Annotated in this window: 17 protein-coding genes and 1 tRNA gene; 9 read left to right on the top strand and 9 right to left on the bottom strand. The window is 66.8% G+C overall.

Annotated elements, in window-relative coordinates:
* Positions 1–60 precede the first annotated feature (60 nt).
* From ACTJJX_RS18140 to ACTJJX_RS18110, 7 genes are all read right to left on the bottom strand, one after another.
* Positions 61–1017: an ABC transporter substrate-binding protein gene (locus ACTJJX_RS18140; RefSeq protein ID WP_003097601.1), complete on the bottom strand. Its 957-nt coding sequence runs from the start codon at positions 1015–1017 to the stop codon at positions 61–63.
* Positions 1018–1028: 11 nt separating this feature from the next.
* Complete coding sequence (locus ACTJJX_RS18135) at positions 1029–2015, bottom strand: aliphatic sulfonate ABC transporter substrate-binding protein (RefSeq protein WP_015648972.1); 987 nt, start codon at positions 2013–2015, stop codon at positions 1029–1031.
* A gap of 107 nt (positions 2016–2122) precedes the next feature.
* Complete coding sequence (locus ACTJJX_RS18130; RefSeq protein ID WP_016852786.1) at positions 2123–3274, bottom strand: acyl-CoA dehydrogenase; 1152 nt, start codon at positions 3272–3274, stop codon at positions 2123–2125.
* A gap of 4 nt (positions 3275–3278) precedes the next feature.
* Entirely contained in the window at positions 3279–4361 is a 1083-nt protein-coding gene (locus ACTJJX_RS18125) for an LLM class flavin-dependent oxidoreductase (RefSeq protein WP_003097607.1), read from the bottom strand.
* 9 nt (positions 4362–4370) lie between these two features.
* A complete protein-coding gene (locus tag ACTJJX_RS18120; RefSeq protein ID WP_016852785.1) occupies positions 4371–5315 on the bottom strand; it encodes an ABC transporter substrate-binding protein in 945 nt (314 codons plus the stop codon).
* Positions 5316–5324: 9 nt separating this feature from the next.
* Positions 5325–6392 (bottom strand): LLM class flavin-dependent oxidoreductase, encoded by a 1068-nt coding sequence (locus tag ACTJJX_RS18115; protein ID WP_003130938.1) that lies wholly within the window; start codon positions 6390–6392, stop codon positions 5325–5327.
* A 339-nt stretch (positions 6393–6731) separates the two neighbouring features.
* On the bottom strand, positions 6732–7628 hold the full coding sequence (locus tag ACTJJX_RS18110; RefSeq protein ID WP_003162148.1) for a LysR family transcriptional regulator: 897 nt from the start codon (positions 7626–7628) through the stop codon (positions 6732–6734).
* Positions 7629–7740: 112 nt separating this feature from the next.
* Here ACTJJX_RS18110 and ACTJJX_RS18105 point away from each other — a divergent pair, with 112 nt between their 5' ends.
* A complete protein-coding gene (locus tag ACTJJX_RS18105) occupies positions 7741–8346 on the top strand; it encodes a 3-mercaptopropionate dioxygenase (RefSeq protein ID WP_003097613.1) in 606 nt (201 codons plus the stop codon).
* Positions 8343–9926: a rhodanese-related sulfurtransferase gene (locus tag ACTJJX_RS18100; protein ID WP_016852784.1), complete on the top strand. Its 1584-nt coding sequence runs from the start codon at positions 8343–8345 to the stop codon at positions 9924–9926. The genes ACTJJX_RS18105 and ACTJJX_RS18100 overlap by 4 nt, the downstream gene beginning before the upstream one ends.
* Before the next feature lie 134 nt (positions 9927–10060).
* On the opposite strand, the gene ACTJJX_RS18095 is transcribed toward ACTJJX_RS18100, so the two are convergent.
* Positions 10061–10150: transfer RNA gene (locus ACTJJX_RS18095), tRNA-Ser, on the bottom strand.
* A 129-nt stretch (positions 10151–10279) separates the two neighbouring features.
* Between ACTJJX_RS18095 and ACTJJX_RS18090 the strand changes: the two genes are divergently transcribed.
* From ACTJJX_RS18090 to ACTJJX_RS18060, 7 genes are all read left to right on the top strand, one after another.
* On the top strand, positions 10280–10948 hold the full coding sequence (locus ACTJJX_RS18090; RefSeq protein WP_003090386.1) for a Bax inhibitor-1/YccA family protein: 669 nt from the start codon (positions 10280–10282) through the stop codon (positions 10946–10948).
* A 110-nt stretch (positions 10949–11058) separates the two neighbouring features.
* On the top strand, positions 11059–11454 hold the full coding sequence (gene tusD / locus ACTJJX_RS18085) for a sulfurtransferase complex subunit TusD (RefSeq protein WP_016562011.1): 396 nt from the start codon (positions 11059–11061) through the stop codon (positions 11452–11454).
* Positions 11451–11810 (top strand): sulfurtransferase complex subunit TusC, encoded by a 360-nt coding sequence (gene tusC, locus ACTJJX_RS18080; RefSeq protein WP_016562012.1) that lies wholly within the window; start codon positions 11451–11453, stop codon positions 11808–11810. The genes tusD and tusC overlap by 4 nt, the downstream gene beginning before the upstream one ends.
* Positions 11810–12115 (top strand): sulfurtransferase complex subunit TusB, encoded by a 306-nt coding sequence (gene tusB / locus ACTJJX_RS18075; protein WP_003090391.1) that lies wholly within the window; start codon positions 11810–11812, stop codon positions 12113–12115. Before tusC ends, tusB begins: the two co-directional genes overlap by 1 nt.
* Complete coding sequence (locus ACTJJX_RS18070; protein WP_003119979.1) at positions 12112–12447, top strand: TusE/DsrC/DsvC family sulfur relay protein; 336 nt, start codon at positions 12112–12114, stop codon at positions 12445–12447. The genes tusB and ACTJJX_RS18070 overlap by 4 nt, the downstream gene beginning before the upstream one ends.
* Complete coding sequence (locus ACTJJX_RS18065) at positions 12444–13427, top strand: glycosyl transferase family protein (protein WP_003108776.1); 984 nt, start codon at positions 12444–12446, stop codon at positions 13425–13427. The genes ACTJJX_RS18070 and ACTJJX_RS18065 overlap by 4 nt, the downstream gene beginning before the upstream one ends.
* An 87-nt stretch (positions 13428–13514) precedes the next feature.
* Positions 13515–14489: a glutathione S-transferase family protein gene (locus ACTJJX_RS18060; protein ID WP_016852739.1), complete on the top strand. Its 975-nt coding sequence runs from the start codon at positions 13515–13517 to the stop codon at positions 14487–14489.
* A 4-nt stretch (positions 14490–14493) separates the two neighbouring features.
* Here the strand turns inward: ACTJJX_RS18060 and cysG are convergent, their stop codons facing one another.
* Positions 14494–15891 (bottom strand): siroheme synthase CysG, encoded by a 1398-nt coding sequence (gene cysG / locus ACTJJX_RS18055; protein ID WP_003113366.1) that lies wholly within the window; start codon positions 15889–15891, stop codon positions 14494–14496.
* Position 15892 lies beyond the last annotated feature (1 nt).

Raw genomic sequence — 15892 nt, 5'->3', positions numbered from 1 at the left:
ATTGGAATAAAAAACAATCGATAAATAACTTATAGTTATCAATTAATGCCCGGGCAGCGCCTACCGGATATCCGCATCCGACGCCTGCCTGACCGCAAAGCCGCTGGCGAAGGTCGGCCGCACATCGAGGCGCTGCGGAATCAATCCATGGGCCTGGTAGAAATCGGCGGTCTCCTGCTGCTGGCCGAGCGTTCGCTCATCCAGCGCCTGCCAACGCAAGCGCCGGCGTTCGAACTGCAAGCGCGCGGCGTCCTCGGGGAAGCCGATGATCTGCGCCAGGCTTCGCGAATACTCGTCCAGGTGCAGGTACGCCCAGCGCTGGGCGCTGGCCAGGCGTTGCAGGTAGTCCTGCAGCACGGCGCGTTTCGCCGGGTCGGCCAGTGCGCTATCGGTAGCAGCGAGGAAGCTGTTGCCAGCCCACAGGCCGCGACCGTCGACCAGTACCCGAGCCTTGTCGGCGGTCTCCGCGAACGCGGTGTAGGGCTCCCAGGTCGCCCAGGCATCCACGGAACCATTGGCGAGGGCCATTTTCGCGTCCACCGGGCCGAGGAAGCGGAATTCGACGTCCTTCTCGCCCAGCCCGACCGAGGCCAAGGCCTTGAGCGCGACGAAGTGGCCGATGGAACCGCGCCCGGTGGCAATGCGCTGGCCTTTCAGGTCATTGGCCGAGCGCAGCGGCGAATCCCCTCTCACCAGCACGGCGGTACCGTAGGGATCGGATTTGTCGACGGCGATGGCCTTCAGCCGGGCACCGGCGGCCAGGGCGAAGAGCAATGGCGCGTCGCCGATGATGCCGGCATCCACCGCACCGGCATTGAGTGCTTCGGCGAGGGGGGCGGCGGCGGGGAATTCGAACCAGCGGATGTCGTAGGTCAGGTCGTCCAGCGCGCCGGCAGCCTCCAACTGGGCGCGCATGTTGCCCTTCTGGTCGGCCAGGCGCAGGGTCACGCGCTCGTCGGCACAGGCCTGGCCGACGAGCAGGCAGAGAAGCAGGAACAGGCTCAGGGTCTGACGCATTCCGTAACTCCTCAACGCTGGCCGACGCGGAGGTCGGCGGGCAACTGGCGGGCCACTTCGGCGGCACCGGCGGACAGGCTGAAGTCGAACGCCGGGGCGACCTCCAGCGACTTCGGCAGCACGCCTTCGGCATGGAAGAAATCGGCGGCGGTCTGCAGGGTGGCGGCAACCTCCGGACCGAAGACCACAGGACTGATGCGCGCCTCGCCAACCCAGCGCCGAGTGACTTCGCGCGGCATGTTCAGATCCTTGGCCAGGGCCTCGGCGAACGCCTCCGGGTGCCTCAGGGCCCAGGCCTGGGCACGCGCCAGGCGGGTCAGCAGGTCGCTGATCGCGGCCTTCTTGCGGGCGATCGCAGCGTCGCTGGCCAGGGCATAGGAGTAGCCGCTCATGATCCCGGCACCGTTGTCGATGACCCGCGCCTGATCGAGCAGCACGGCGCTGGAGGTATAGGGCTCCCAGGGCACCCAGGCGTCTACCGAGCCACGCACCAGGGCGGCGCGGCCGTCCACCGGACCAAGGAAGGAAAAGCTTACGTCCTGCGGTCCGAGGCCGGCGCGACGCAACGCGCCAAGGGCGAGGAAATGCCCCCAGCCGCCGCGATTGACGGCAATGCGCTTGCCCTTGAGGCCGGCCACCGAACGGATCGGCGAGTCCTTGCCGACCACCAGCGCCACGGTCGCCGGGTTGAAGTGCCAGGCGCCCACCGCCTTGAGCGGCGCGCCGGCAGCGTAGACGAAGAGGAACGGGATGTCGCCGGTAAAGCCTATGTCCAGGGCCCCGGCGTTGAGCGCCTCGAGCACCGGTGCACCGGAGGGGAACGCCGACATTTCCAGCTTGTACGGCAGGTCGTCGAGCTCGCCGGACGCGCGCAGGGCGGCGTAGCGGTCGCCCTTCACATCGCCCAGGCGCAGGCTGATGAGGTCGGCGGCGCTGGCGGCTCCAGCCAGCAGGGTCGCGGCCAGCAGGCCGGCAAGCACACACAGGGGTCGTTTCATGGGCAATCTCCAGGCAGCTCCGCACGGAGCCGGGGCTATCCTGGGCTATCCGTTCCGCCGGTGCGGTCGCCGACAAGGCCAGGGTCGAGAATCGTGGGAGGTACGTTTCAAAGACTCAGCGCCGCCCTCCCCGCCGCGCTCCAGACGCTATCTTTCTGTGGCGTGTGGACACGTCCGCAAAGCACGTCGCGGTAGTGCCGCTGTAGCGGACTGTGCCGGCTGAGGCCGTGGTTGCCGCTCAGTTCCAGGGCCTTCTCGACCACCGCCAACGCGTTGTCGATGACCGCGACCTTGAGCAGCCCGGAGTCGCTGGCGGGCAACTGTCCGCAGCACGCGGCATCGAGCAGCAGGCGGTTCTGCAGGAGCAGGCCGTCGATCTCACCGAGCGCCTCCTGCATCCTCGGCAGGCTCGCCAACGGCGCGCCGAGACTGGCCGGCACGCGCTCGCGCAGCCAGCCGACGAGCCACTCGCGGGCGCTCCCGGCGATACCGTCGTAGAGAGCGCCAAGCAACACCGCGCTAGCCTGGGCGAAGTCGCGCAGCACGGCCTGGTCCGGCGCCGGAGGCTGGTCGTGGGGATGCAGGCCGATGGCGTTTTCCAGAGGCACCGCCACCTCTTCGAAGAGCACCTCGTGGCTGCCGCTGGCGCGCATGCCCAGATGGTCCCAGCTCTCCACGATACGGATGCCTGGGCTGTCGCGGCGCACCAGCCAGGTACCCACGCGGGGGATCGGCTCGTCGCTGCGCGCCCATACCGCCAGCCAGGTCAGGCCGGGAATGCCGGTGGTGTAGAGCTTGTGCCCGGACAGCTGCCAGCCGTCGCCGACACGCCGCGCCAGCGTACCCGGCAGACCGCCGCGTGACGGCGAACCCAGCTCGGGCTCCACGCGCAGGCTATTGATCAACGCCCCCTGCTCCAGCACCTCGCGCGCCACGCGCCGCTTGAGCGCGCCGGGCCAATCGGGGTTATCGGCCAGGCGCCGCAAATGCAGGTACTGCATGCACAGCACCAGGGCCGTGGAGGGTTCGCCGCGAGCCACCGCGCCGATTACCCGGCGCAGCTCGCCGAGGCTGGCGCCGGGACCGCCGAGCGCAGGCGGCAAGGCCAGGGCGAGCAGCCCGTGGTGTCGCAGCAGGGCCAGGTTGGCATGGGGAAAATCTCCGCTGCGGTCATGGGCATCGGCGCTTTCCGCCAGTTGCCGGGTCAGTTCTGGCAGCCGTTCATCGAACGCCGCCGAGGGAGTCTGCAGGACGGCCATGGGATCAGGCCGTGGCGCGCCGGCGCTCGCGCTCGGCGACTTTGGCGCGGGTCAGCGGGATCAGCTCGCGGCCATATTCCACGGCATCGGCGAGGGGATCGAAACCGCGAATGAGGATATTGCGCACGCCCAGGTCGTAGTAGGCGAGCAGGGCGTCGGCCACCTGTTCCGCGGTACCAACCAGGGCGGTGGAGTTGTGCCCGCCACCGACCAGCCTGGCGATTCCGGTCCAAAGGCGCTCGTCGAGGCGCTCGCCCTGCTCCACCGCCTTGAGCAGACGCTGGGCGCCGACGCTCTGCGGCTTGCCCTTGGGGAAGCCGGCCTCGCCCAGGCGCGCGCCGGCGCTTGCGCGTATCGCCTCGGCCTTGGCCCAGGCCTCGTCCTCCGTGCGCCCGAGGATGGGCCGGAACGACAGGCTGAATTCCACTTCGCGACCATTCGAGCGCGCCTGTTCGCGCACAGCGGAGATGGTTTCGGCGGCCTGTGCCAGGGGTTCGCCCCAGAGCATGAACACATCGGCCTGCTTGCCGGCGACCTTCAGCGCGGCTTCCGAGGAGCCGCCGAAATACACCGGAATGTGCGGTTTCTGCTGCGGACGGATGGCCGAGAAGGCGTGCTCCACGCGGTAGTGCGCGCCGTGGAAATCGAAGGGTTCGGTGCTGGTCCAGGTGCGCTTGAGCAGTTCGATGAATTCGTCGCTGCGGGCATAGCGCTGGTCGTGGTCGAGATAATCGCCGTCCTTGCGCTGGTCGGCGTCGCTGCCGCCGCTGATGATATGCACCGCCAGGCGCCCGTCGAGGAGGTGTTCGAGGGTCGCCAGCTTGCGCGCGGCCAGGGTCGGGGCGACGAAACCGGGGCGGTGCGCCAGCAGCAGACCGATCCGGGAAGTGGCCAGGCCAGCGGCGGCGGCCACCAGGAATCCATCCGGCTGGTCCGACCAGTAGCCGACCAGGATTCGATCGAAGCCGGCCTCTTCGTGGGCGCGTGCGAAAGCGGCGATGTAAGGCTTGTCGAGGATAGGTCCGACCGGCGCGAGGGTCTCCGAGGCCAGGCGATGGCCGATCATGCCGAGAAACTGGATGCTCATGGTCCGTACTCAGTGGAAGGCTTCGTTGAAGGACGTGTCGATCACCGTGGAAGTGTCGAACGGCTTGGGCAAGGCACCGGTCTGCAGCAGGAAATCCGCGGTCTTCTGGTAGTCGGTGGCGGCCTGGGCGTCTACCGGGCCGACGCTCATGCCGGCCTGGCCGATCCAATGGCGGGAGACTGCCCGGTCGAGATTGGCCTTCTGCGCCCAGAGGTCGGCGTACTGCTCCTTGTGTGCCTCGACCCAGGCCCGTGCCTTGCGCAGGCGGCCGAGGAAGTCGGCGATCTGCGCGCGCCTGGGCTCGATGGAAGCAGCGTTGGCGGCGATGCTGGACAGCCCCGGCATCAGGTCGCGGGCGGTGAGAATCGGCCGTGCGCCGGAAACCACGATCTGCTGCGAGATATACGGCTCCCACACCGGAAAGGCATCGATGCTGCCGCGCGGCAAGGCGGCGGCGGCGTCGATCGGCATCAGCTTGACGAACTCCACGTAGTCCTTCGGCAGGCCGGCTTTCTCCAGCGCGCGCAAGGTCAGTTGCTGGCTCCAGGCACCGGGCCAGTAGGCGACTTTCCTGCCCTTGAGATCGGCAATGCTGCGCACCGGAGAATCCTTCGGCACCAGCAGGGCTATGGTATCGGGGTTCTGCCGCGAGACGCCGACCAGCTTCACCGGCGCACCCTTGGCGGCGAGGAAGATGAAGCCCGAGTCGCCGAGGAAACCCAGGTCCAGCGCTCCGGCCTGCAACCCTTCGGCCACCGGCGCGGCGGACTGGAAATGCTTCCATTCGACCTGGTAAGGCGCGCCTTCGAGAACTCCCGAGGCCTCCATGGAAGCCCGCACGTTGTAGTAGTTCTGGTCGCCCACACGCAACGTCGGCAGCTCTGCGGCCTGGGCCAGGGAGGCACCGAGCAGAAGCGTGGCGAAGCTGGTTAGCAGGTATTGCTTGAGTTTCATCGGAGTTCCTCAACCGGCGTGCCGCAACAGCGGCAGGCGGGCGATATGGTCATGTATGGCGGGAATCAGGCCCTGGCCGTAGCGCACGGCGTCGCCGAGCGGATCGAAGCCTCGAATCAGGAAGGTCGAGACGCCCAGCCGGTAGTACTCGCCAAGCGCAGCGGCAACCTGCTCGGGGGTGCCTACCAGGGCGGTGGAGTTCCAGCGCGCCCCGGTCAGCCGGGCCACGCCGGTCCACAAACGGCTGTCGAGCACTTCGCCCTGCTCGGCAGCGGCCAGCAGGCGCTGCGAACCGACGTTCTGCGGCTGGTGGTCGCGCAGCGGCAGACCGAGGCGCGCACGGTTCTCGCGGACCTGTTCGAGCACCTCGGCGGCACGCTTCCAGGCGGCCTCCTCGGTATCCGCGACGATCGGCCGGAATGACACCGAGAAGCGCGGATCGCGTCCCTGGGCCTTGGCGGCGGCGCGCACTCGGCGGATATGCCCGTCGACCGCGGCCAGCGGCTCGCCCCAGAGCATGTAGGTGTCGGCGTGCCTGGCGGCGACCTCGATGGCTGCGTCGGAGGAGCCACTGAAATAGATCGGTATGTGCGGCGACTGGCGCGGGCGCACCGCTGGCGAGGCGCCCTGGAAGCGGTAGAACTCGCCGTCGAAATCCACCGGTCCCGTGGCGGTCCAGATAGCACGCAGGGCTTGCAGGTATTCGTCGGTACGGGCGTAGCGGCGGTCATGGTCGAGGTAGTCGCCATCGCGCGCGAGGTCCTCGTCGTTACCACCACTGACTACGTTCAGGGCCAGGCGGCCCTCGCTGAACTGATCCAGGGTAGCCAGTTGGCGTGCCGCCAGCGGCGCTGCAATCACCCCCGGGCGATAGGCCAGGAGAACGCCAAGGCGCCGGGTGGCAGCGGCGACGAAGGAACTGACCACCGCGCCCTCGGCGGCATTGCTGAAATACCCCACCAGCACCCGGTCGAAGCCGGCGTCCTCATGGGCCTGGGCGAAACGCCGGACGAAACCGGCGTCCACAGCCTCCCCCAACGGCTGGTCCACCTCGGAACTCGGTGTGGCGGTGATCATGCCGAGAATTTCCACGCTCACGCTGTTGCCCTCGCCTGGGCCGCTCGACTGATAAGGTTGGCGGCTGTCGTTATAAGAAAAACATCTGCATGGGTGCTTTTCTTAGAAGCTACAGACTGAAACTACATGATGGAAATTCATTTTTGTCATATCTTAATATGCTAAACGCGCATATTTAGCTTTTCCGTCTTTGCGTTTCCCAAGGCGGACATTATGCGTAGCCGCCCTCGCTCCCTCTTCCCTCTGAAGCGAAAAGGGGCTCGCAGGGGAATGTTGATCCCGACTGCAGCCCCTTCTCATTCACGCTCCCGTCTCCCGGGGATCTCCCGGCGCCGCTACTCAACCGGCTTGCATATCCAACCCCTCGGCCACCGCCCTGCCGAACAGCCGTGCCGGCGTCTCCAGATTGCCCAGCAGGCGCGGACGCACCAGCCAGAGCTGGATCAGCGGCTGGAAATCCTCCAGTTGCAGCACCTGCAACTGATCGCGGTAGCGGCTACGCGCCAGGGCCGGCGCCGGCACCAGGCCGAGACCCCGGCCCGCGGCGACCAGGCCCAGTTGCAGCTCGCTGCCGAAAGTCTCGAGGTTCAGTTGCAGGCCCAGGCCCTGATCGGCCAGGGCCCGTTGCAGGCCGGCACGGAAGCCGCAGCCATCGGGGTTGAGCACCCAGCCATGGTGGTAGCAATCGAGCAGGCGTCGCGCCTGGATGGTACTGTCGCGGGCGACCACCACGCAGAGTTCCATGCGCCCTAGGGGCGTGGCGCCGAGTTCTTCGGGGAACACCTTGCTTGGCGGAAACAACACCACTGCCGCGTCCAGTTCGGCATTCTCCAGGCGCGCCAGCAAATGGCTGCCCCAGCCAGTGCCGACCTGCGCGCGCAGCTCCGGGTACTCGTCGGCCAGCCGCCGAAGGGCATCCAGCAACACCACCTCGCCGATACTCTGCGGCACGCCCAGGCGCAGCACGCCACTTGGTGTGGCGTCACCGGCCACCAGTTCACGCAGGCCATCCACCTCGCGCAGCACCCGCCGGCACTGTTCGTAGACCCGCAGTCCGCTGGCGGTGGGTTTGAGCGGCTTGGTATTGCGGTCCAGCAATGCCACTCCGAGGGACTCCTCCAGGCTCTGTACCCGCCGGGTGATCGCAGACTGGGTCAGGCCCAGGCTCTCGGCGGCCTGGCTCAGGGAAGCGTTGCGGATCACCGCGACGAAGGCGTCGATGTCATCGATTTTCATGGGGCCGGCACCAATTGCATTTCTCGCATATTAGCTTAGATTCAAAATGCATTTCAGGAATAAAAAAGCGTTTGCTACCGTACCGCCAGAACTTCCCGGAGTGAATCCCCGCATGTCATCCATCCTGCGCCTCGACCGCCTGCGCCAGTTCATCGGCGAGCTGGCGACACTGCTCGACAGCCGTCCCGACGAATCCACCCTGCTCGCCCAAGCCCACCCCCTGCTGGCCGAGCTGGTGCGCCAGGACGACTGGCTGCCGGAAGACTGCGCCCGCCCCGATCCACAGCGCTACCAACAGTACCTGCTGCATGTCGACTCACGGCAGCGCTTCTCGGTGGTCAGCTTCGTCTGGGGGCCGGGCCAGATCACACCGGTACACGATCATCGGGTCTGGGGCCTGATCGGCATGCTCCGCGGGGCCGAATACTCGCAGCCGTACGCCTTCGATGCGGGGGGGCGTCCGCATCCCAGCGGAGCCCGTCGACGCCTGGAGCCCGGCGAGGTCGAAGCGCTGTCGCCACGCATTGGCGACGTGCACCAGGTGAGCAACGCCTTCAGCGACCGCACATCCATCAGTATCCACGTCTACGGCGCCAATATCGGTGCGGTACGGCGTGCCGTGTTCAGCGCCGAAGGTGAGGAAAAACCCTTCATTTCCGGCTATTCCAACAGCCGCTTGCCCAATATCTGGGACCTGTCGAAAGAGAACCCCGCATGAGCCAGATCGCCGTACGCACCTTCCACGATATCCGCGCCGCTCTCCTCGCCCGCCGGGAGCTGGCGCTGCTCGACGTGCGCGAGGAGGACCCGTTCGCCCAGGCCCATCCCCTGTTCGCCGCCAACCTGCCGCTGTCCAGGCTGGAACTGGAGATCCATGCCCGGGTGCCGCGCCGCGACACGCCGATTACCGTCTACGACGACGGCGAAGGCCTGGCGCCGGTCGCCGCGCAACGCCTCCTCGACCTCGGCTACAGCGACGTGGCCTTGCTCGATGGCGGCCTGTCCGGTTGGCGCAACGCCGGCGGCGAGCTGTTCAGGGATGTGAACGTGCCAAGCAAGGCCTTCGGCGAACTGGTGGAGGCCGAGCGCCACACGCCATCGCTGGCCGCGGAGGAAGTACAGGCTTTGCTCGACGCCAGGGCCGACGCGGTGATCCTGGATGCCCGTCGTTTCGACGAATACCAGACCATGAGTATCCCCGGCGGCATCAGCGTGCCCGGCGCCGAACTGGTGCTGCGCGTCGCCGAACTGGCGCCGGACCCGCGCACCCGGGTGATAGTCAACTGTGCCGGGCGCACTCGTAGCATCATCGGTACCCAGTCGCTGCTCAACGCCGGCATCCCCAACCCGGTGGCGGCATTACGCAACGGCACCATCGGCTGGACGCTGGCCGGTCAGCAACTGGAACACGGCCAGACGCGACGCTTCGGTGCGATCTCCCAGGACACTCGCAAGGCCGCCGCCCAGCGCGCCCGTGCCGTCGCCGACCGCGCCGGCGTCGAACGCCTCGACCTGGCCGGTCTGGCCCAATGGCAGGACGAGCACGACCGCACCACCTACCTGCTCGACGTACGCACGCCCGAGGAATACGAAGCCGGTCACCTGCCTGGCTCCCGCTCCACGCCCGGTGGCCAGTTGGTTCAGGAAACCGACCATGTCGCCAGCGTGCGCGGCGCGCGCCTGGTACTGGTGGACGACGATGGCGTACGCGCCAACATGAGCGCCTCCTGGCTGGCCCAGATGGGCTGGCAGGTCGCGGTACTGGACGGACTCTCCGACGCCGACTTAAGCGAGAGAGGCGCCTGGAGCGCGCCGCTGCCGAGGCAACCCCGGGCCGACACCACCGACCCGACCACCCTCGCCGACTGGCTGGGCGAACCGGGCACCCGGGTGCTCGACTTCACCGCCAGCGCCAACTATGCGAAACGCCACATCCCCGGCGCCGCCTGGGTATTGCGCAGCCAGTTGAAGCAGGCACTGGAACGGCTGGGCACGGCCGAGCGCTACGTACTCACCTGCGGCAGCAGCCTGCTGGCGCGCTTCGCCGTGGCGGAAGTCCAGGCACTCAGCGGCAAGCCAGTGTTCCTTCTCGACGGCGGCACCAGCGCCTGGGTCGCCGCGGGCCTGCCGACGGAAGACGGCGAAAGCCTGTTGGCGTCGCCGCGCATCGACCGCTACCGCCGCCCCTACGAAGGTACCGACAATCCGCGCGAAGCGATGCAGGGCTACCTGGACTGGGAGTTCGGCCTGGTGGAACAACTCGGTCGCGACGGAACCCACGGCTTCTTCGTGATCTGAAGCCATTACCCGATGAAATCGGAGAGTCATCGAATCGACGCCGGGCAGGCTGCGGAAACGACCCGGAAGTGCGGAAGAGCGGCGCCCCGAAAATGCAAAAGCCCCGCTCAGCGGGGCTTTTCAGTACGCGGATATGGCGGAGGCGGTGAGATTCGAACTCACGGAAGAGTCTCCCCTTCGACGGTTTTCAAGACCGTTGCCTTAAACCACTCGGCCACACCTCCGCATCGCGGGGCGCCATAGTACCGGATAGCAACACACTGTCAAACTCTATCGATTGGCCCTGGCAGAGGCTTTGCTATCATGCCCATCAGTACGTCATGGACCCGTTCCCGTTAAGGAGTACCCACACCATGCAAGAACAGCAATATCAGCTGAACTCCGCCGTCGCGGAACAGCGTGAAGTCAGCGGCGTTCTGCGCAATACCTACGGCCTGCTGGCACTCACCCTGGCCTTCAGCGGCCTGGTGGCCTACGTTTCGCAGCAGATGCGCCTGCCCTATCCGAACGTGTTCGTGGTGCTGATCGGCTTCTACGGCCTGTTCTTCCTCACCGTGAAGCTGCGCAACAGCGCCTGGGGTCTGGTCAGCACTTTCGCCCTGACCGGCTTCATGGGCTACACGCTCGGCCCGATCCTCAACATGTACCTCGGCCTGCCCAACGGCGGCAGCGTCATCACTTCGGCGTTCGCCATGACCGCCCTGGTGTTCTTCGGCCTGTCCGCCTATGTGCTGACCACCCGCAAGGACATGAGCTTCCTGTCCGGCTTCATCACCGCCGGCTTCTTCGTCCTGCTGGGCGCCGTGCTGGTATCGCTGTTCTTCCAGATCAGCGGCCTGCAACTGGCGATCAGCGCCGGCTTCGTCCTGTTCTCCTCGGCGATGATCCTCTACCAGACCAGCGCGATCATCCACGGCGGCGAACGCAACTACATCATGGCCACCATCAGCCTGTACGTGTCGATCTACAACCTGTTCATCAGCCTGTTGCAGATCTTCGGCATCGCCGGCGGCGACGACTGATAGAAAACGCCTCCGGAAAAGCCCGTCCCCGCGACGGGCTTTTTCATTTGCGGACCGGCAAAACACAGGCATTGGTTTATCATTCGAAGAAATCCTTCGCGTATCGCAGCATGAAATTCACCATCGCCCTATTCGACCCTCCCCACTCCCCCGCCGCCCGCCGCGCGCTGCGCTTCAGCGAAGCCGCGCTGGCCGGCGGGCACGAAATCGTCCGCCTGTTCTTCTACCAGGACGGCGTGCACAGCGCCTCGGCCAACGTCGTGAGCGGCCAGGACGAGTTCGACCTGCCCACCGCCTGGCGCGAGCTGGTCGAGCGCAACGGCCTGGACGCCGTGGTCTGCATCGCCGCCGCCCTGCGCCGCGGCGTGCTGAACGCCGAGGAAGCCGAACGCTACGGCCGTCCCGGCGCCAACCTTGGCGCACCATGGGAACTGTCCGGACTCGGCCAGTTGCACGAGGCGGCGCAAAGCGCGGACCGCCTGGTCTGCTTCGGAGGCGACCGATGAGCCAGTCGCTGCTGATCATCAGCCGCCAGTCGCCCTGGTCCGGCCCGAGCGCCCGCGAGGCGCTGGACATAGCCCTGGCCGGCGGCGCCTTCGATCTACCGGTCGGCATGCTGTTCCTCGACGACGGCGCGTTCCAGCTGGCTCCCGGCCAGCATCCTGCGCACCTGCAGCAGAAGGACCTGCAGGCCAACCTGCAGGCCCTGCCGATGTTCGGCGTGGACGACCTCTACGTCTCGGCCCGTAGCCTGCGCGAGCGTGGCCTGGCTGAAGAGCGCCTGGCCCTCGCGGTCGAGGTGCTCAACGACCAGGCCCTGCGCGACCTGCTGCAACGCTACGACCAGGTGATTACCCTCTGATGGCCACGACCCTCCACGTACTGTCCCGCTCGCCGTTCAATGACGGCCGCCTGGGCAGTTGCCTGTACCTGCTCAACCCCGGCGACGGCCTGCTGCTCTGCGGCGACGCCGTGCACGCCCTGCTGGCCGGCAGCCACGCCTGCCAGGCCCTGGAACTGATGCCGGCGGAAATCGAACTGTTCGCCCTGCTGGAAGACCTCCAGGCGCGCGGTATCGAGGACGTCCCCGCTCGCCTGGTGGCGGTGGACTACCCCGGCTTCGTCGAACTCGCCACCCGCTTCGACAAGGTCAACAGTTGGCTATGACGCTCCTTATGCTGGAAGGCCGGGAAATCCGGCTGGACAAGGACGGCTACCTCGCCGCCCTCGACGATTGGTCGGAGCCGGTGGCGGAAGCCCTGGCCGCCCGCGAGGAGCTGGCCCTGACCGCCGAGCACTGGGAGATTCTCCAACTGCTCCGCGAGTTCTATGCGGAGTTCCAGCTGTCTCCGGCCAACCGCCCGCTGATCAAGTACGTCGCCCAGCGACTGGGTCCGGACAAGGGCAACAGCCTGCACCTCAACCACCTGTTCAAGGGCGCCCCGGCCAAGCTTGGCGCGAAGCTGGCCGGCCTGCCGAAACCGAGCAACTGTCTATGACTCTCTCGACTCCCGCCGAACATCCGTTCGCCCAGTTCGTCCGCATCCTCGGCAAAGGCAAGCGCGGAGCGCGCAGCCTGACCCGGGAGGAAGCCCGCGAGGCCCTCGGCATGATCCTCGACGGCCGGGTCGAGGACACCCAGCTGGGCGCCTTCCTCATGCTCCTGCGGCACAAGGAGGAAAGCAGCGAGGAACTGGCCGGTTTCACCGAGGCGGTGCGCGAGCGCCTGCAAGTCCCGTCCTTGCGCGTCGACCTCGACTGGCCCAGTTACGCCGGCAAGAAGCGCCACCTGCCCTGGTACCTGCTGGCCGCCAAGTGCCTGGCCGGCCATGGCGTGCGCATCCTCATGCACGGCGGCGGCGCGCATACCGCCGGACGCCTGTACAGCGAACAGTTGCTGGCGGCGCTGGAGATCCCGCTCTGCCACGACTGGCTGCAGGTAGAACAGGCCCTGGAGCGCGGCCACCTGGCGTTCATTCCGCTCGGTGCCTGGATGCCGGTGCTGCAACGCATGATCGATCTGCGCAATACCCTCGGCCTGCGCTCGCCGATCCATTCGCTGGTTCGCCTGCTCAACCCCCTGAATGCGGATTGCATCCTGCAGAGCATCTTCCACCCCGGTTACCAGGAAACCCACCGCGAGGCCAGCCGCCTGCTCGGCGACCGGGCCATCGTCATCAAGGGCGAAGGCGGCGAGATCGAAGTCAACCCGGACGTCGTCGCCCACCTGTATGGTTGCGACCAGGGCGAAGCCTGGGACGAGGAATGGCCGGCATTGTCGACGCACCGGCACATGAAGCCGGAACAGCTCGACCCGGGTTTCCTTCGGGCCGTCTGGGACGGCCGCGAAGGCGACGCCTATGGCCACCTGGCGGTGCTCTCCAGCATGGCCCTGGCGCTACGGGCCCTTGGCAAGAATCGCGAAGAAGCCTTCAAGGAAGCCGCACACTACTGGGCGACCCGAAACGAATCGATCTGATCGATACGAATAGCCCTTTATTTATATAAATTTATCGATCGCCCGACACTAGACTGTTCCTCCAACGACGTATGGAGGAACCCGCTCATGGGACAGTTGATCGATGGCCGCTGGCACGACCAGTGGTATGACACACAGAAAGACGGCCGCTTCCAGCGCGAAAACGCCCAGCGCCGCCATTGGCTGGGCGAGCCGGCGTTCCCCGCCGAGAGCGGGCGCTACCATCTCTATGTCTCGCTGGCCTGCCCCTGGGCCCATCGGACCCTGATCGTGCGCAAGCTGAAGGGGCTGGAGTCGCTGGTCGATGTTTCGGTGGTCAGTTGGCTGATGCGCGAGAACGGCTGGACCTTCGACCCCGCCCACGGCTCCACCGGCGATCGCCTCGACGGCCTGGCCTTTCTGCACCAGCGCTACACCCGCGACGACCCGCACTACAGCGGCCGGGTCACGGTGCCGCTGCTGTGGGACAAGCAGGCGCAGAAGATCGTCAACAACGAATCAGCCGATATCGTCCGCATCTTCAACAGCGCCTTCGACGCCATCGGCGCCAACGCGCTGGACTTCTACCCGGAGCCGCTGCGCGAGGAGATCGAACGCCTCAACGGACGCATCTATCCTGCGGTCAACAACGGCGTGTACCGTGCTGGCTTCGCCACTCGCCAGGACGCCTACGAGGAGGCCTTCGTCCAGTTGTTCGAGGAGCTGGACTACCTGGAAGGCTTGCTCGGCGAACGCCGCTACCTGGCCGGCGAATACCTGACCGAGGCCGATATCCGCCTGTTCACCACCCTGGTGCGCTTCGATGCGGTGTACCACGGACACTTCAAGTGCAACCTGCGGCGCATCGAAGACTACCCGAATCTCTCCGGCTGGTTGCGCGAGCTGTACCAACGCCCGGGCATCGGCGAGACAGTGGACTTCGAACATATCAAGGGGCACTACTACGCCAGCCACCGCACCATCAACCCGACCGGGATAGTACCGCTGGGCCCGCGTCTCGACCTGGCGCGCGCGCCAGGCCGGGAACGACTTCCCGGCAAGGGCATCTGGGGAGAAGGCTGAAGGCTCAGGCGTCCTCGCGGGCGCCTTCGAACCAGGCCAGCTTGTCGCGCAGTTGCACGACTTCGCCGACGATCACCAGGGTCGGCGCATGCACTTCGTGCTCAGCCACCAGTTGCGGCAGGTTTTCCAGGGTTCCGGTGAATACCCGCTGCTGGGCGGTGGTCCCCTGCTGGATCAGCGCCGCCGGGGTCTGTGCGGAGCGACCGTGGGCGACCAGTTGCTCGCAGATCACCGGCAATCCCACCAGGCCCATGTAGAACACCAGGGTCTGGCCAGGCGCTACCAGGTCCTGCCACGGCAGGTCGGTGGTGCCGTCCTTCAGATGACCGGTGACGAAACGAACCGATTGCGCATGATCGCGATGAGTCAGTGGAATCCCGGCGTAGGCCGCGCAGCCGCTGGCCGCGGTGATTCCCGGCACGACCTGGAAAGGTATGCCGTGGGCAGCCAGTTCGTCGATTTCCTCACCGCCGCGGCCGAAGATGAACGGGTCGCCACCCTTCAGGCGCAGCACGCGCTTGCCCTGGCTGGCCAGCTCCACCAGCAGGCGGTTGATCCGATCCTGCGGCACCGCATGTTCGGCGCGGCGCTTGCCGACGTACAGGCGTTCGGCATCGCGGCGGCATAATTCGAGGATCGACGGCGCCACCAGGCGATCGTAGAGCACCACGTCGGCCTGCTGCATCAGGCGCAGGGCACGGAACGTCAGCAGGTCCGGATCCCCCGGCCCGGCCCCGACCAGATATACCTCGCCCGTGGCTATGTGCGCGAGGCCGCCGGCCAGGTGCTCCTCCAGGAGACGCTCGGCTTCCGCCGGACGGCCGGCCAGGACACGCTCGGCGATCTCGCCCTGGAACAGGTTTTCCCAGAACACCCGGCGCTGCTGCAGGTCGGGTAGCAATTCCTTGACCCGGTGGCGGAAGCGGCTGGCGAGTCCGGCCAGTTGCCCGTAGGTCGAGGGAATCCAGGTTTCCAGCTTGGCCCGGATCAGCCGCGCCAGCACGGGCGCATCGCCGCCGCTGGAGACCGCCACCACCAGCGGCGAACGGTCGACGATGGCCGGGAAGATCACGCTGCACAGGGCCGGCGCGTCCACCACGTTGACCGGTATCCCGCGCGCATTGGCCGCTCGCGACACCTCGGCGTTCAGCGGTTCGTCGTCGGTGGCGGCGATGATCAGGGCGCAGCCGGGCTGGTCGCCGTCCTGGTAGTCGCGTTCGAGCAGCTCGCCGCCGCCCTGCTCCACCAGATGCCGCAGTTCGATGTGGATCTGCGGCGCGACCACGCGCAGACGCGCGCCGGCGTCGGCCAGCAGGCGCGCCTTGCGCAGGGCGACTTCGCCGCCACCGACCACCAGCGCGAGGCGCCCTTGCAAGGAGTGGAACAGCGGCAGGAAATCCATG

This window comes from Pseudomonas sp. 22490 (genome assembly GCF_052044465.1).
GTDB lineage: Bacteria > Pseudomonadota > Gammaproteobacteria > Pseudomonadales > Pseudomonadaceae > Pseudomonas > Pseudomonas aeruginosa.
This window is presented reverse-complemented; position numbering and strand designations above follow the sequence as displayed.

Bases quoted from the DNA above. Each gene is read 5' to 3' on its own strand.
- ACTJJX_RS18140 (WP_003097601.1), bottom strand. From the start codon at position 1,017: ATGCGTCAGACCCTGAGCCTGTTCCTGCTTCTCTGCCTGCTCGTCGGC.
- ACTJJX_RS18135 (WP_015648972.1), bottom strand. From the start codon at position 2,015: ATGAAACGACCCCTGTGTGTGCTTGCCGGCCTGCTGGCCGCGACCCTG.
- ACTJJX_RS18115 (WP_003130938.1), bottom strand. From the start codon at position 6,392: ATGATCACCGCCACACCGAGTTCCGAGGTGGACCAGCCGTTGGGGGAG.
- ACTJJX_RS18065 (WP_003108776.1), top strand. From the start codon at position 12,444: ATGACTCTCTCGACTCCCGCCGAACATCCGTTCGCCCAGTTCGTCCGC.
- ACTJJX_RS18070 (WP_003119979.1), top strand. From the start codon at position 12,112: ATGACGCTCCTTATGCTGGAAGGCCGGGAAATCCGGCTGGACAAGGAC.
- ACTJJX_RS18120 (WP_016852785.1), bottom strand. From the start codon at position 5,315: ATGAAACTCAAGCAATACCTGCTAACCAGCTTCGCCACGCTTCTGCTC.
- ACTJJX_RS18105 (WP_003097613.1), top strand. From the start codon at position 7,741: ATGTCATCCATCCTGCGCCTCGACCGCCTGCGCCAGTTCATCGGCGAG.
- tusD (WP_016562011.1), top strand. From the start codon at position 11,059: ATGAAATTCACCATCGCCCTATTCGACCCTCCCCACTCCCCCGCCGCC.
- ACTJJX_RS18090 (WP_003090386.1), top strand. From the start codon at position 10,280: ATGCAAGAACAGCAATATCAGCTGAACTCCGCCGTCGCGGAACAGCGT.
- tusB (WP_003090391.1), top strand. From the start codon at position 11,810: ATGGCCACGACCCTCCACGTACTGTCCCGCTCGCCGTTCAATGACGGC.
- ACTJJX_RS18060 (WP_016852739.1), top strand. From the start codon at position 13,515: ATGGGACAGTTGATCGATGGCCGCTGGCACGACCAGTGGTATGACACA.
- ACTJJX_RS18130 (WP_016852786.1), bottom strand. From the start codon at position 3,274: ATGGCCGTCCTGCAGACTCCCTCGGCGGCGTTCGATGAACGGCTGCCA.
- tusC (WP_016562012.1), top strand. From the start codon at position 11,451: ATGAGCCAGTCGCTGCTGATCATCAGCCGCCAGTCGCCCTGGTCCGGC.
- cysG (WP_003113366.1), bottom strand. From the start codon at position 15,891: ATGGATTTCCTGCCGCTGTTCCACTCCTTGCAAGGGCGCCTCGCGCTG.
- ACTJJX_RS18110 (WP_003162148.1), bottom strand. From the start codon at position 7,628: ATGAAAATCGATGACATCGACGCCTTCGTCGCGGTGATCCGCAACGCT.
- ACTJJX_RS18125 (WP_003097607.1), bottom strand. From the start codon at position 4,361: ATGAGCATCCAGTTTCTCGGCATGATCGGCCATCGCCTGGCCTCGGAG.
- ACTJJX_RS18100 (WP_016852784.1), top strand. From the start codon at position 8,343: ATGAGCCAGATCGCCGTACGCACCTTCCACGATATCCGCGCCGCTCTC.